Origin of the sequence: Sandarakinorhabdus sp. (assembly GCF_041689835.1) — a bacterium.
GTDB lineage: Bacteria > Pseudomonadota > Alphaproteobacteria > Sphingomonadales > Sphingomonadaceae > Sandarakinorhabdus.
In genome coordinates this window covers 1-14,757 of record NZ_JBDNFM010000060.1, presented here as the reverse complement: position 1 = coordinate 14,757, position 14,757 = coordinate 1, and the positions used below count along the sequence as shown (strand labels likewise).

The window sequence follows — 14,757 nt, the reverse complement described above, 5'->3', positions numbered from 1 at the left end:
ACCCTGCCCAGCCTGTGGCCGCTGGCCGGCATCGCCATCGTCGTCATCGGCTTTGCCGTGCGCGCCAATCCGCTGGCCGTTGTGGTGGCCGCCGCGTTCGGATCGGGGCTGGGCGCGGGCCTTTCCGTGCCCGAAGTGGTGGCGGCGCTGGGCAAGGCGTTCCACCAGAACCGCTATGTCTCGGTGCCGTGGTTGGCGCTGCCGGTGATCGGGTTGATGGAGCGTGCCGGGTTGCAGGAACAGGCCGCGGCGCTGATTTCTCGCACCAAAACAGCAACAACGTCTCGCATCCTACTGGTTTACCTTGGTTTTCGTCAAATAACCTCGGCGCTAGGCCTTACCCAGATCGCCGGCCACGCCCAAACCGTGCGCCCGCTGCTGGCGCCGATGGCCGAAGCCGCCGCCGAACGCGACAATCCCGCAATCAGCCTGGATGAGCGCAACAAGATCAAGGCCATGGCCGCCGCCACCGACAACGTCGGCATTTTCTTTGGTGAGGATATTTTTCTCGCCATTGCGTCGATCCTGCTGATCAAGGGCTTCCTCGAAAGCGCCGGCATTATCGTGCAGCCACTGCAATTGTCGGTGTGGGCCATCCCCACGGCGTTGGCGGCGTTTGCCGTTCACGGCGGCCGGCTGTGGCGGATGCGGCCATGATCGGCCTGGCTGCCCTCTATGCGCTGGCCGGCGTCGTATTCGGCGGTTGGGCGCTGGCCACCCTGCTTGATGCCCAGCATTCCAAACGCCTGCTCGGCGCCGCTTTCTGGGGCCTGCTGGCCGCCGAATTCCTCGCTGGTGACGTACTGGGCGACTTGGGTAACGGCGTGCTGCTGCTCGCGCTCGTCGCACTGGCATTGCTGGGCGCACCCGGCAAAGGCCGGCCCACCACCACGACCGTTTCCGATCGCCTAAAGAGTGTGGCGCGGCACGGCAACCGCCTGTTCCTGCCTGCCCTGATCATGCCCGGCGTGGCGCTCGCCGGCACTTTCCTGTTCCCGCGCCTGGGCCAACTTGTTGATCCAAAACAAGTAACGCTGGTCAGCCTGGGCCTTGGCGCCATCATCGCTGCGGGCGTGCTGATGCTGTGGCTGCGCCCGCCCGCCGCCGCGCCGGTACAGGAAGGCCGCCGGTTGGCCGAAGGCGTGGGCTGGGCGATGATCCTGCCGCAATTGCTGGCCAGCCTGGGCGCGTTGTTTACCGTGGCCGGAGTGGGCGATATCGTCGGCGCGCTCACCCCGTTGGCGATTCCCGAAGACAGCCGCCTTGCTGCCGTGGTCGCCTTCACCGGCGGCATGGCGATCTTCACGATCATGATGGGCAATGCTTTTGCCGCCTTCCCGGTAATGATGGGCGGTATCGGCCTGCCGGTGCTGGTGCTGGGCCTGGGCGGCGATCCGGTGGTGGTGGGCGCTGTGGGCATGCTGGCGGGCTTTTGCGGCACGCTGCTTTCTCCCATGGCTGCCAATTTCAACATCGTGCCGGCCGCGCTGCTCAATCTGCCCGATCGCTACGCCGTTATCCGCGCGCAATGGCCCACGGCCGTGATATTATGGGTGTTCAACACCGCGATGATTTGGGGATTTGCCTTCCGATGAAGCTCGATGCTGCCCAAGCTGCCCGCATGGCCGGCATCGCGCTGGGCCATGTCACGCGTGAATACCCGCACAAGCTTGATCATGTGATGGCCGACGATGCAGACGCCCGCACGCCGCGTGATCTGCACCCGATGTTCTTCGGCAGCTTCGATTGGCACAGCTGCGTGCACGGCTGGTGGCTGCTGATGCGGTTGGCTCACCGCTTTCCCGATCATGCACGCGCTGCCGAAACCCGCGCGCTGGCCGCCGAAACCTTCACGGCCGCAAAGGTGGCAGTGGAGCGTGCCTATCTGGCGCAGCCGCTGGCACGCGGCTTTGAGCGGCCCTATGGTTGGGCCTGGTTACTGAAACTGCATGCCGAAATGGCTAGCAACGGCAACGGTTTGTCACCAGTTCTTCAACCCTTGGCGCAGGATTTCGCCCAACATTGGCGCGTCATGCTGGGCAGCTTTTCTTATCCCATTCGCACCGGCGCGCACGGCAACACTGCCTTTGCCCTTGTGCTCAGCGCCCACTGGGCCGCCGATCACGACCGCGCACTGCTCGCCCTGATGGCTACCAAGGCGCGTGCCTGGTACAATGCAGATCGCCGCGCCCAGGCGTGGGAACCCGACGGCGATGCCTTCCTGTCGCCCACGCTGATGGAAGCTCTTGCGATGGCAACACTGCTGCCGGCACCGGAATTCCGCCACTGGTTCCGCGCCTTCCTGCCGAGGGCCAGGGCGGAGGCCCCCGCCAGCCTGTTCACACCGGCCAACGTGACCGACCGCAGCGACGGCAAGATCGCGCATCTCGATGGTCTCAATCTGTCGCGCGGCTGGGCCTTTCGCCGGCTGGCGGCAACGCTGGGGCCGCGCGATGCGGCCGCCCCGGTGCTGCGCGCAGCGGCCGATGCACATATTGCCGCCGCCCTGCCCCATATCGCCGGCGATTATGCCGGGGAGCATTGGCTGGCCAGCTTTTCCCTGCTGGCACTAGAGGCCTGATGACCCGCCGTCAGGCCTTGTGGCTGGTGGCCGGCCTGGGGTTCGCGGCGGTGCTGGTTGCCGTATTGTTCTGGATGATGCTGATCAGCGTTGCCGGTGCGGCTGCCGCTGGCGTTGCTTGAACAGACGGTGGAAGGCGCGGTGCCAACCATTTTGTGGACGATCGACGAGCCTGGCCGGGTCTGCGTTCCGGCGGCGCGGATGAAACTGTTTGCCGCACGATTGAAGATGACGCCCGATATCCGCTGCCGCATCGTCGGCACCGTCACACGCGGGCAGATCCGGCTGGCCGGCAAGGGCGACCGCCTGCAACTGGTGATGCCATTGTCGGCCGTCATCACGGCGCGCGATATCGGCGGCATCATTGCCCAGGAAACCGCCACCGCCAACGCCATGGTAACCGCTGATCTGCAGCCCGCCCTTGCCGCCGACGGGCGGCTGACCGCCCGCATCGGCCTGTCGTATGATTGGCAGCAGGAACCCAGCGTAACCGTCATGGGCCAGAGCATCAGTTTGACCAGCAAGGCTGAAGAGAGGCTGGCTCCGGTGCTGGCCAAGGCGCAAATCGATCTGGCGCAGCGTCTGTCGCAGGTGACGGTCCGCAACAAGCTGGAGGCGCTGTGGCGCACCGGATTCACGGTGGAATCGCTCAACCGCAGCAACCCGCCAACGTGGCTGCGCCTCACCCCGCAGGGCCTCGGCTTTGGCGGGATCGCCATTGAAGGCGAGGATATGCGGATCGACATGGTATTCAATGCGCTGGCCGAGGTGCATCTGGGGGCGCAGCCAGCACGGCCGCAGCCAACGCCGCTGCCGCCGATTGCCGCGGCCGGGCCAGCCCGTGGGCTTATCCTCAATGTCGCATTGCTGTCGGATTACGCCACGCTGCAAAAGGTTACGGCCAAAGCGCTGGCCAAGGTCGCCGCCCGCGGCATCGAAGTGCCCGAATACGGGCGGGTCAAGGTGCGATTTGGCCGGACCATTTTATACGGCACCAGCAATGGCCAGCTGGCGCTGGGCCTCGATCTGGTCGCCAAAGGCCCGCGCCAGTTCGTCAACACGCATGGCCGGGTGTGGCTGACCGCGCGCGCGCAAACCACAGCGAACAGCGAGCGCGTGCTAATCCGCGATGTGCGGCTGTTCACCGGCGGCACGAAAAATCAGCAGTTGCCCCTGCTGGTTGCCGTGGCCCAAACCGAAACGGTGCGCGCGGCGCTGGCGGATGCGCTGGCCCAGGATTTTACCCGCGATTATGCCAGGCTGAGGACGAAGATCGACAAGGCACTGCTGGCCGTGCCGCTGGGCGATTTTCGCCTGTCGGCACAACTCAGCGACGTGCGCCACGGCGAGGTGCTGGCGCTGGGCCAGGGCTTGTACATGCCGGTCACCGCCGCTGGCAGCGCCCGGCTGGATTATGCACGAAAGGTTCAGGGCCGGCCGCGATAGGGCGGCTTGTGCGGTGGGCGTGGTCCAGAACCAGGACCAGTATTGGGCGGACGGGCCGACAAGGTGCGTTGTTGCGGCGGGCGCTGAGCAGAGCGTTCTTGGGGCGGGCCGCTGGCCGGGCTGATATCAATCTGGTCTTCGGCGCTGTTGCCCTTGCGAGTGGCATGGCGTTTCAGCGCCACGACAAAACGTTCCGCCATGTCCGGCGCGATTTCCACCAGCGTTTCCGTTGGCAGGATGCGAATGGTGCCGATATCGGGCTTGGTCACACCGCCGCGCCGGCACAACAGCGGGATGATCCAGCGCGGATCGGCATTGTCACGGCGACCGACATCAAGACGGAACCACACGCCTTCACCGCCGCCATCACCGCCGCGCCCGCCATCTTGGCCGCCATCATTGCTTTCGCGGCGATCACGTCGTTCCGGGCGTCCGGAGTCTCTGGGGGCTGGGCCGGAATCGACCATTTCTTCGGCTTGCGGCAGGCGGGCGCGGTGCATGCGCACCAGGGCCGAAGCAATCTCGTCGACGCCGTGGCGGGTCAGCAATTCCTCGCCCAGGCGCTTGTCTTCCTCGTCCAGGGCGCCAATGCCCCCCTCTACCATGGCGCCGATGCTTTCCAGCAAGCGGGTGCGATCCTGCACGGCAATGGCTTCGAGCGTCGGCACCGGAGTCCATTCGGGTTTCACACCGGCGCCGGCCAGCATGCGTTCCACCCGGCGACGCGCCGGATAAGGGACGATCAGCACGGCCGTGCCCTTGGCACCGGCGCGCCCCGTACGGCCCGAACGGTGCTGTAGCGTTTCGGCATCGCGCGGCCATTCAACATGGATAACCAGCGAAAGCCCGGGCAAATCGATCCCGCGCGCGGCCACGTCGGTGGCCACACACAGCCGCGCACGCCGGTCACGCAGCGCCTGCAACGCCTGGTTGCGTTCGGATTGGCTATGCTCCCCCGACAGCGCGACGGCGGCAAAACCGCGCTCGGTCAGGCTGGCGTGCAGGCGGCGAACGTTGTCGCGCGTGGCACAAAACAAAAGGGCAGTGGGCGGTTCGTAAAAGCGCAGCAGGTTGACCACGGCAGCTTCGATGTCGGCGGGCGCCGTGGCCACGCATTGATAGGCAATATCGGCATGGGCGCTGGCGCGGCCGGCCGTAGCTAGGCGCAGCGCGTTCTTCTGATAATCGCGCGCCAGTTCGGCAATGCCCTTGGGCATGGTGGCCGAAAACATCAGGGTGCGGCGTTCCGGAGGTGCGGCGTCCAGGATTTCCTCGAGATCTTCGCGGAAACCCATGTCGAGCATTTCATCGGCTTCATCGAGCACGATTACCTTGCAATTATCCAGCAGCAGCGCGCCGCGTTCAAGGTGATCACGCAGGCGGCCCGGCGTGCCGACCACGATATGAGCGCCAGCCGACAGGGTGCGCCGCTCCGCTTGCTGGTTCATGCCGCCCACACAGGTGGCGATGCGGCCGCGTGCCGAGGCATAAAGCCAGTCCAGTTCCTTGGCGACCTGCAATGCCAGTTCGCGTGTTGGCGCGATCACCAGCGACAGCGGCCGCGCGGGCGGCGGCAGCGCATCAGCGGTGCCCAGCAGGTTTTCGGCCATGGCGAGGCCGAATGCGACGGTTTTGCCCGACCCGGTTTGCGCCGAAACCAGCAGGTCGCGGCCGCGGGCTTCCTCGGCGATCACGGCGGACTGGACGGGGGTGAGTTCTTCGTAGCCGCGGGCTGCGATTGCCTGGGCCAGCGGCGCAGGGAGCGATTCAATGGTCATGCGGGGCCTATGGCGCAATCGGCAGCGAAAGGCGAATCAGTTAGTAGAAAGTTCCTCCCCTCTCGGCTGCGAAAGGGGAGGGTGTCGCCCTCAGTATACTTCGAACAGCCCGGCAGCGCCCATCCCGCCGCCCACACACATGGTGACCACAACATATTTGGCGCCGCGGCGCTTGCCTTCGATCAGGGCGTGGCCGGTGCACCGCGCGCCGGTCATGCCGTAAGGGTGGCCGATCGAGATCGAGCCGCCGTTGACGTTGAGCAGATCAGGATCGATGCCCAGCACATCGGCGCAGTGCAGCACCTGCACGGCAAAGGCTTCGTTCAATTCCCACAGGCCGATATCGTTCATCGTCAGGCCGTTGACCTTCAGCAGCTTGGGAATGGCATAGATCGGGCCGATGCCCATCTCGTCCGGCTCCAGGCCAGCCACCGCCATGCCGCGATAAGCGCCCAGCGGGGTGAGGCCGCGGCGGGCGGCTTCCTTGGCTTCCATCAGCACGCTGGCCGATGCGCCATCCGAAAGCTGGCTGGCGTTGCCGGCGGTAATCACGCCGCCTTCGATCACCGGCTTCAAACCCTTCAAGCCTTCCAGCGTGGTTTCCGGGCGATTGCCTTCATCCTTGCTCAGCGTGATCTCGTGGTGGGTGACCTCTTTGGTTTCCTTGTTGACCATGGCCATGGTGGCGGTCATCGGCACGATTTCGTCATCGAACTTGCCGGCAGCCTGGGCAGCGGCGGTGCGCATCTGGCTCTGATAGCCATATTCATCCTGGCGGTCGCGGCTCACACCATAGCGTTTGGCAACGATTTCAGCAGTTTGCAGCATCGGCATGTACACATTGGGGTGCATGGCCACCAGGCTTGGATCGCCCTGCACACGCATCTTGTCGTTCTGAACCATCGAAATGCTGTCTACGCCGGCACCGATGGTGACGGTCATGCCATCAACGATGATCTGCTTGGCGGCGGTGGCGATCGACATCACGCCTGACGAACATTGCCGGTCCATCGATTGGCCCGACACCGTAACCGGCAGGCCAGCGCGCAGCAACGATGTGCGGGCGATGTTGCCGCCCTGCACGCCTTGCTGCAACGCGCAGCCCATCACCACATCGTCAACTTCAGCGCCGTCGATGCCGGCACGCTTCACGGCGTGGGCGATGGCATGGCCGGCCAGCGTGGGCGACGGCGTGGCGTTGAACGCGCCGCGATAGGCGCGGCCAATGGGGGTGCGGGCGGTGGAAACGATAACGGCTTCACGCATTGATAATTCCTTCTTGTGTCAGTTCAGCAGGCTTCAGCCCACATATTGCAAGGTGATCCATTCGGCGGCGAGCGCGGGCTTGGTTTCACCTTCGATTTCCACGGCAACGTTGGTGGTGGTCTGCCAGGCGCCATCGGGGCGCTGCGTCACATCGGCGATGGTGAAGCGGCCGCGCACCTTGCAGCCCGATTTCACCGGCGCCATGAAGCGCACCTTGTTGAGCCCGTAGTTGACGCCCATGCGCGTGCCCTTGATTCCCGGCATCGCCTGATAGGCCATCACGCTGAGCAGGCTGAGGGTAAGGTATCCGTGGGCGATGGTGGTGCCGAACGGCGTTTGCGCGGCCAATTCGGGATTGACGTGAATGAACTGGTGATCGCCGGTCACCTCGGCAAAGGCGTTGATCTTTTCCTGCGGAACCTCGATCCAGTCCGACACGCCAACCTCGGTCGCGACCAGTGCCCGAAACTCGTCCAGCGTCAGTGATTTTCCGGCCACAATCATTCTCCCCGATGTCGATTTCGCAGCTAGCCTAGGCTTTGGCTCACGCATGCGTCAACCCAGCAGAATCGTGGTTACCGCCGCGCTATTAACTTAAAGATTGCTTGAAATTAACCATATTCAATCGTTACTGGCAACGGGCATCCGCAGTGTCACCTCCGGCACGCAGATCACGAAGGATCGCCCGATGATCAGCCGCAACGCCCCCGCCCGGCATTTGGCCGCCCACCCTGTCTCCGCATTCGCCCTTGCCGCATTCGCCCTGATCGCCAGTGCCGATGCCGGTGCCGTCACGGTGACCAGCATCGCCGGCGCGCCCGATCCCGGCCCGCGCCCCGGCCAGCAGTTGGTAGTGAGCTTCGATGCGCCGGCCGCACACGGTTTCAGCTGGAGCGGCGGGCTGGCCACCGCCATCGGCACTTTGCGCCGCGTCCATACGGCACCGGCGCGGAACACCACGCGCTATGGCTATGTATCCAGCGCCAATGCCGATCCCTTTGCCACTCTGCTGACCCCGGCCCTGACCTCGATCAGCTTCTATTGGGGCACGATGGATTCGCACAACTGGCTGTGGGTGCTGGGCGCCGATCGCCAACCCATCCATTTCATCCACACCGCCACCATCAGCCTTGACCGCGCCGCCTATGCCGCTGGCGGCGGCGGCCGCAATCGCCGGCTGCTGATTGAGGCCGGCCCGAACGAAACCATCCACGGCCTGCGCTTCTGGGCCCGCGGCCGCAGCTTTGAATTCGACGATTTCGCCGCCACGCTGGTCCCGGCCATCACTCCCGAAACCGGCGCAGTGCCCGAACCGGCCAGCTGGGCCATGCTGATCGCTGGCTTTGGCATTGTCGGCGTATCCTCGCGCCGCCGTCGCCGCAGCGTGGCAGCCTGATCTTCCGCAGCCTGACTTTCCGGGGCCGTTTCCGCACCGGGCAGTATTGATTGGCGACATCGCCGGCCAGATGACAGTCTTGCCGCCTGGCCGGCGATGTTGTTTTCAGGGGCTGTGCTCGGGTTCGCCGTTATCCGCCCGCCGACGGTTGCTTCCTGCTAATTTGCGACCCTGCCAGGGGTGATATTTTCGCGCTGTCGGCCTAAACGAATGAGCATGACCGACTCTCTCGCCGCCGCCCGCACACCAATGCGCGATCTTTACCGCGCACCCGAACCCGATGTGCTGGCCGGCCTGCTGCCCGCCGCCACTTTGGATGCCGCCGCGCGCACCGCTGTTGAACACCGCGCGCTGGGGCTACTGGCCGAACTGCGCGCCGCGCAGGCAGCGGGCTGGGTCAACCGCTTCCTGCATCAATATCGGCTGAACACCGCCGAAGGCGTGGCGCTGCTCAGCCTCGCCGAAGCCTTTCTGCGCGTGCCCGATGCCGCCACTGCCGATCTCTTGATTCGCGACAAACTGGGCACGCCCGATTGGTCTGATCATCTGGGCGATTCCGATTCGGCACTGGTCAATTCCGCCACCTGGGGCCTTGTCATCACCCGCGCGCTGGTGGGCGAGGAAGGCCGTGCCAGCGTTTTGAAACGCCTGATCGCCCGCGCCGGTGAACCGTTCGTGCGCCAAGGCGTGGGCGCCGCCATGCGCTTGATGGGCCAGGTGTTCGTGATGGGCCGCACCATAACCGAAGCCCTGGCCCGCGCCGACGACAAGGACAATCGCGGCTTCACCGCCAGTTTCGACATGCTGGGCGAAGCCGCCCGCACCGCCGACGACGGCCAGCGCTATTTCGCCAGCTACACAGACGCGATCGCCGCGGTGGGGCGCAAAGCCAGCACCTCGAAGGATGTTTTCGGGCGCCACTCCATCTCGGTCAAACTGTCCGCCCTCCACCCGCGTTATGAAACCGCACACGCCGCCACCTGCGTGCCCGAACTTATCACCATGCTGCACAAATTGGCCGATGCTGCTGCCGCCGCCGGCATTGGCCTGACCGTGGACGCCGAAGAGCAGGACCGGCTGGACATGAGCCTCGACATCATCGCCGCCGTCGCCCGCGCGCCGCGACCGGGGTGGGGCGGTTTCGGCATGGCGGTGCAGGCTTATGGCAAGCGCGCCCGCGCCGTGATCGCCTGGGCTGGCGAACTGGCTGGCGAACTGGCCGGCGAAACCGGCGTACAGTTCACCGTGCGGCTGGTAAAGGGCGCCTATTGGGACAGCGAGATCAAGCGCACCCAGGAACAGGGCCTTGCCGATTATCCACTGTTCACCCGCAAGGCCGCCACCGACGTTTCCTACCTCGCCTGCGCTGCCGACATGCTGGCCGATGCGCGGCTGTATCCGGCCTTTGCCACCCACAACGCCCTGACAGTGGCCACCATATTGGAATGGGCCAGCCAATCGGGCCCCAATCGAACAAAAAGAAGCGATTTCGAATTCCAGCGCCTGCACGGCATGGGCGAAGGCCTGTTCGAAGGGTTGGTGCAGGATGGCGGCTGGCGCTGCCGCACCTATGCGCCGGTAGGCGGCCACCGCGATCTGCTGGCGTATCTGGTGCGCCGCTTGCTGGAAAACGGCGCCAATTCCAGCTTTGTGCACCAATTGGCCGATGAAAATGTTTCCGATGCCGATCTGCTGGCCGATCCGGCGGTGCGGATCGCCAAGGTGGGCGGGGCGCCGCATCCGTCGATCCCGCTGCCCGCCGCGCTGTATGGCGACAGCCGCATCAACAGCGCCGGCATCGATCTGGGCGATGCGCGCGTGCTGGCCGCAGCCACTGCCCATGTCGCGGCCTTCACCCTGCCCGCGGCCCCGAAGACCGCAGATGTGGCCGCCATCATCAGTGCCGCCCGCGCTGCGTTTCCCGGCTGGGCGCGCCAGCCCGTCAGCGCCCGCGCCGCCGCGCTCGACCGCCTTGCCGATCTGCTCGAACGCGATCGGCTCGATCTGATGGCGTGCCTGGTGCACGAAGCGAAGAAAAACCTGCCCGATGCGCTGGCCGAAGTGCGCGAGGCCGTGGATTTCTGCCGCTATTATGCGTCCGAAGCCCGCCGCATCATTGTGCCCACCCTGCTGCCCGGCCCCACCGGCGAACGCAACGAGCTGTTCCTGGCCCCGCGCGGCGTGTTTTCCTGCATCGCCCCGTGGAATTTCCCACTGGCCATCTTCCTTGGTCAGGCGGCGGCGGCATTGGTGGCCGGCAACACCGTGGTCGCCAAGCCTGCCCCGCAAACACCTGTGATCGCCGCGATGGCGCAGCGGCTCGCACGCGAAGCCGGCATCCCGGCAGACGTGTTCGGCCTTGTCACCGGCGGCGGCGAGATTGGCGATGCGCTGGTGCGCAGCCCACATATCATGGGCGTGGCCTTCACCGGCTCCACCGCCACCGCCCGCCGCATCGCCCGCGCCCTGCTTGATGACGACACCCGCCCGCTGGTGCCGCTGATCGCGGAAACCGGCGGCATCAACGCCATGATCGTCGATTCCACCGCGCTCACCGAGCAGGTGGTGGCCGATGTCATCACCTCGGCCTTTCGTTCCGCCGGCCAACGCTGTTCGGCGCTGCGTCTGCTGCTGGTGCAGGACGACGTGGCGGATCGCACCATCGCCATGCTCAAAGGCGCGATGGATTGCCTCGTGCTCGGCGATCCCGCAGATCCGGCCACGGATGTGGGCCCGGTGATCGATGCCGCCGCGTACGACCGTCTGGAAACCTACCGTCAAAGCCAGAAAGCCCGCTGGCTGCATGCCCTCCCCGCCCCGGCCACCGGCGAGATAATTCCCCCTACCATCATCCAGATCGACAGTCCGGCCGACCTCAAGGCGGAATGGTTCGGGCCAGTGCTGCACGTCGCCACCTGGCCGGCCGGCAAGCTGGCCGAGACGGTGGCAGCAGTGAACGCCAGCGGCTTCGGCCTCACCATGGGGCTGCACAGCCGCATCGCCAGCGTTGCCGCCGAAGTGACCGGGCTGGCCGAAGTGGGCAATCTTTACGTCAACCGCTCGATGATCGGCGCCGTGGTGGGCAGCCAACCGTTCGGCGGCGAAGGCCTGTCGGGCACCGGCTTCAAGGCTGGCGGCCCGCATTATCTGCTGCGCTTCCTTACCGAACGCACCGTTTCCACCGACACGACCAGCGCCGGCGGCAACGCCACCTTGCTCAGCATCGAAGATGTTGGTTAGCGCGGACGTTCAGTGATCTGCGTGGGATCGATCAGCTGTCCGCCCGGTGCAGCTGTGAAGCTGGTTTGCGTGGGGTAGGCAAACGCCACGCCCAGCTCGGCAAAGCGCCGCACCATCGCAAAGCCCACCGCCTGCCGCGCCGCCAGCATCACATCCACATCGGGCACGGTGACGAAAAACATCAGCTCGAAATCAAGGCTGGACGGGCCAAAACCAGTGAACGCCGCACGATCAAATCGGCAATCGGACTGGGCGGCAACGATGGCCTGCAGATGGCCCGGCAGCGCGTCCAGCACGTCGGGCGGTGTTTGATAGACAATGCCGAAATTCAGCACCACGCGGCGTTCCTCGATGCGGCGCAGATTGGCGACCTGCTGATCGAGCAGCTTGGTATTTGCCATCACCAATTGCTCGCCCGACAAGGACCTTATGCGGGTGGTTTTCAGCCCGATATGCTCCACGGTGCCGGTCGATGTGCCGTAGCTGATCACATCCCCCACCCGAAACGGCCGATCGAACAATATGGCCAGCGCCGCGAACAGATCGGAAAAGATGCCCTGCGCCGCGAGGCCGATGGCGATGCCGCCCACGCCGAGGCCAGCAACCAGCGCCGTGACGTTCACGCCCAGATTGTCGAGGATCAGGATGGCGGCCAGCAGCCACACCACCACGTTAACCAGCACCGTTATCACGCCAATCGCGCTACCCACCGCGCGCGCGTCCTCCGGGTTGGCATCGGCGCGGCGCCGCACCAGCCCCAGCACCAGTTCACGCAGCCACAGCGCCCCTTGCACCGCCAGCGCGATGGTAAAAAGATTGTCCACCAGACGCAGAAGCGGCCCCGACGGCGCAACAGCATGAGTCGCGCCGTCCAGCGCCACCGCAATCAGGAACAGCGTGAGCGTGCGCGCCGCCATCGCCCGCAGCACGCTGGGGCCGCCGCCAAGCTCGGCCGGCAACAACCGCAGCACCGCCCTTTTCACCAGCCACAATGCCGCAAACAGCGCCGCTGCAATGGCCGCGCCAAACAAAACCTCGCCGCTGTCCTGCGTGATCCAGGCCAAACTATCGCCCACTACCTGCTGAACGCGAAGGGCAGCGCGGCCAACGGGGTCGCCCATCACCAGGCCGGCTCCAGCCACGCCGGGCGCCGCACGGTCAGCGCGGCATCCCCCAGAAACAACGGCTTGGCGGCTTCCTCCAGCCGAAGATGCACGATGGCGTGTTGCCCATGCCGCGAACGCAGCTTGCCGCAGGCACGGCCGGCGTCGTCCTTCACCTCAACCGCGTCACCGGGATCGCCGACCAGCGTTACCGGCACCAGCCGGCGGCGAACCTTGTCGCGGTGGTGCATGCGCGCAGTGTTTTCCTGGCCGACATAACAGCCTTTGGTAAACGACACGCCGTCCAGCAGATCGGCGCCGGTTTCCAGCCACAACAGATCATCGCTGCCGATATCGGCGCTATCGGGCACACCCACCGCGTGGCGGTGCGCGTCATACACGTCGGCCCCCTCCACCGCACCGGCCGGCGCGCTGCCGGCCACACCGATCCAGCGCGCGCCCAGCGCCGGCGTGCGCGGATCGGCCGGCGCGCCGCCCGGTGCATTGGAGGGCCAGCGGGCCAGCACCACCAGATCGGCGCGCCGCGCCAGCGTCACCGCCTTGCGCAATTTGTACATGCTCAGCCGTTTGAACAGCGCATCGGCAGCACTGGCCGCCACATCGATGAGGATGGCGCCATCGTCCCCGGCATGCAGGTGAAAATCAAACAGCGCCTTGCCTTGCGGGCTGAGCAAACCCGCATAAAGCGCACGGCCTGACGCAATCAGGCCAACATCATGGGTGATCAGCCCTTGCAGAAAGGCCGCGGCATCGGGGCCGTGCACCGCCAGAACAGCACGATTTTCAAGGATCACTTCAGGGGTCAACGGGTTCATGTCCTTTGAGATAGGCAATCCGCCCCGTCCTGCCAATGGCACGCCCCGGCAACGCAGGCCAAACCCGCGCCCAGCACTGGACGCGGTGCTTGACTCGGGCCGCTGTTTCTCGCAGTAGACCGCCACCGCCGCGCCGGCATTCGCTTGCGCGCGCAACCTGATATTTGCGGAACGAGACCATGGCCAAGCCGACCACCATCAAGATCAAGCTCGTGTCCACCGCCGACACCGGTTATTATTATGTCACCAAGAAAAACCCGCGCACCAAGACGGAAAAGCTCTTGTTCCGCAAGTACGACCCGGTGGCCCGCAAGCACGTTGAATTCAAGGAAGCCAAGATCAAGTAAACGGCAGCCGGCTGTTGAGCCGGCGCGGTTTGACGGCAAAAAAGGGCTGGCGGCAACGCTGGCTCTTTTTTTGCGTTTCGTTGACCCACCCGCCCCGCGGCGCCATCCCCGCTTGGCAGCAAGCGCATCGCGCTTTAGGGCTGCATTCGTGCTGCGCGACAAATCCTCCGCCTCCGATCCTGCCGTGCTGGCGCTGCAGGCGCTTGCCCATGTTGCGGGTGACGAGGATATGGGGCCGCGCTTTCTGGCGCTCACCGGGATGGACGCGGACGCGCTGCGCGCCAATGCGGACAAGCCCGCCACCCTCACCGCGCTGCTGGATTATCTGATGGCCAACGAACCCGATCTGGTCGCCACGGCGCAAGCCATCGGCGTGAAGCCCGAACAACTCGCAGGCGCCGCCCGCAAGCTGGGGAGCGATTGGTGAAAGCACGCCCGCTCATCGTTTCCGATTGCGATGGCGTGCTGCTGCACTTCATCGCGCCGTTCGTCGATTATCTGCGCGAAGTGCACAGCCTGACACTCGCCATGGACAGCTTTGCCCTCACCGGTAACGTCAAGCGCGCCGATGGCACGGCTGTGGAACCAAAGGAATTTCCCCCGCTGCTCGACGGCTGCTTGGCCGAGTGGATGCACAACCAGCATCCGATCGTGGGCGCAGCGGATTCGCTGAGCCAACTAGCCAAGGATTGCGACGTGGTGGTGCTCACCAACATCGCCGACCATCATGCGCTGCGGCGGACGATCGAACTGGCACGGCTCGG

Annotated in this window: 14 protein-coding genes and 1 pseudogene; 10 read left to right on the top strand and 5 right to left on the bottom strand. The window is 65.4% G+C overall.

Features of this window, described 5'->3' with window-relative positions:
- Positions 1-12: 12 nt before the first annotated feature.
- The 5 genes from ACESL8_RS03085 to ACESL8_RS03065 are packed head-to-tail and all read left to right on the top strand — an operon-like array spanning position 13 to position 4,027.
- A complete protein-coding gene (locus tag ACESL8_RS03085) occupies positions 13-657 on the top strand; it encodes a DUF969 domain-containing protein (protein WP_372915861.1) in 645 nt (214 codons plus the stop codon).
- Positions 654-1,595: a DUF979 domain-containing protein gene (locus ACESL8_RS03080; protein WP_372915841.1), complete on the top strand. Its 942-nt coding sequence runs from the start codon at positions 654-656 to the stop codon at positions 1,593-1,595. The genes ACESL8_RS03085 and ACESL8_RS03080 overlap by 4 nt, the downstream gene beginning before the upstream one ends.
- The gene (locus ACESL8_RS03075; RefSeq protein WP_372915839.1) at positions 1,592-2,581 is read left to right on the top strand and encodes a DUF2891 domain-containing protein; all 990 of its coding nucleotides are present in this window, start codon (positions 1,592-1,594) and stop codon (positions 2,579-2,581) included. The genes ACESL8_RS03080 and ACESL8_RS03075 overlap by 4 nt, the downstream gene beginning before the upstream one ends.
- Positions 2,581-2,703 carry a hypothetical protein gene (locus ACESL8_RS03070; protein ID WP_372915837.1) on the top strand — a complete coding sequence of 41 codons (123 nt, stop codon included), beginning with the start codon at positions 2,581-2,583 and terminating at the stop codon, positions 2,701-2,703. The genes ACESL8_RS03075 and ACESL8_RS03070 overlap by 1 nt, the downstream gene beginning before the upstream one ends.
- Positions 2,678-4,027 (top strand): DUF4403 family protein, encoded by a 1,350-nt coding sequence (locus ACESL8_RS03065; protein WP_372915835.1) that lies wholly within the window; start codon positions 2,678-2,680, stop codon positions 4,025-4,027. The genes ACESL8_RS03070 and ACESL8_RS03065 overlap by 26 nt, the downstream gene beginning before the upstream one ends.
- Here the strand turns inward: ACESL8_RS03065 and ACESL8_RS03060 are convergent.
- From ACESL8_RS03060 to ACESL8_RS03050, 3 genes are all read right to left on the bottom strand, one after another.
- A complete protein-coding gene (locus ACESL8_RS03060; protein ID WP_372915833.1) occupies positions 4,009-5,805 on the bottom strand; it encodes a DEAD/DEAH box helicase in 1,797 nt (598 codons plus the stop codon). The genes ACESL8_RS03065 and ACESL8_RS03060 overlap by 19 nt on opposite strands.
- A 90-nt stretch (positions 5,806-5,895) precedes the next feature.
- Entirely contained in the window at positions 5,896-7,071 is a 1,176-nt protein-coding gene (locus tag ACESL8_RS03055; protein ID WP_372915830.1) for an acetyl-CoA C-acyltransferase, read from the bottom strand.
- Between the two features lie 33 nt (positions 7,072-7,104).
- Positions 7,105-7,569, bottom strand: coding sequence for a MaoC family dehydratase (locus ACESL8_RS03050; RefSeq protein ID WP_372915828.1), 465 nt, complete (start codon positions 7,567-7,569; stop codon positions 7,105-7,107).
- A gap of 190 nt (positions 7,570-7,759) precedes the next feature.
- On the opposite strand from ACESL8_RS03050, the gene ACESL8_RS03045 reads away from it, so the two are divergent.
- On the top strand, positions 7,760-8,467 hold the full coding sequence (locus ACESL8_RS03045) for a PEPxxWA-CTERM sorting domain-containing protein (protein WP_372915826.1): 708 nt from the start codon (positions 7,760-7,762) through the stop codon (positions 8,465-8,467).
- Between the two features lie 216 nt (positions 8,468-8,683).
- The gene (locus ACESL8_RS03040; RefSeq protein ID WP_372915824.1) at positions 8,684-11,707 is read left to right on the top strand and encodes an L-glutamate gamma-semialdehyde dehydrogenase; all 3,024 of its coding nucleotides are present in this window, start codon (positions 8,684-8,686) and stop codon (positions 11,705-11,707) included.
- On the opposite strand, the gene ACESL8_RS03035 is transcribed toward ACESL8_RS03040, so the two are convergent.
- Together ACESL8_RS03035 and ACESL8_RS03030 are read right to left on the bottom strand one after the other, a co-directional pair.
- Positions 11,704-12,783, bottom strand: a complete 1,080-nt coding sequence (locus tag ACESL8_RS03035) for a mechanosensitive ion channel family protein (protein WP_372915821.1) — start codon at positions 12,781-12,783, stop codon at positions 11,704-11,706. The two genes, ACESL8_RS03040 and ACESL8_RS03035, sit on opposite strands and share 4 nt — an antisense overlap.
- A gap of 44 nt (positions 12,784-12,827) precedes the next feature.
- The gene (locus ACESL8_RS03030; protein WP_372915818.1) at positions 12,828-13,646 is read right to left on the bottom strand and encodes a folate-binding protein YgfZ; all 819 of its coding nucleotides are present in this window, start codon (positions 13,644-13,646) and stop codon (positions 12,828-12,830) included.
- 179 nt (positions 13,647-13,825) lie between these two features.
- Between ACESL8_RS03030 and rpmG the strand changes: the two genes are divergently transcribed.
- From rpmG to ACESL8_RS03015, 3 genes and pseudogenes are all read left to right on the top strand, one after another.
- Positions 13,826-13,993, top strand: coding sequence for a 50S ribosomal protein L33 (gene rpmG, locus ACESL8_RS03025; protein WP_017668361.1), 168 nt, complete (start codon positions 13,826-13,828; stop codon positions 13,991-13,993).
- Positions 13,994-14,141: 148 nt separating this feature from the next.
- Positions 14,142-14,420: a DUF3572 domain-containing protein gene (locus ACESL8_RS03020; RefSeq protein WP_372915814.1), complete on the top strand. Its 279-nt coding sequence runs from the start codon at positions 14,142-14,144 to the stop codon at positions 14,418-14,420.
- A pseudogene (locus tag ACESL8_RS03015) lies at positions 14,417-14,757 on the top strand (HAD family hydrolase); the annotation flags it as partial. The gene ACESL8_RS03020 and the pseudogene ACESL8_RS03015, both read left to right, overlap by 4 nt.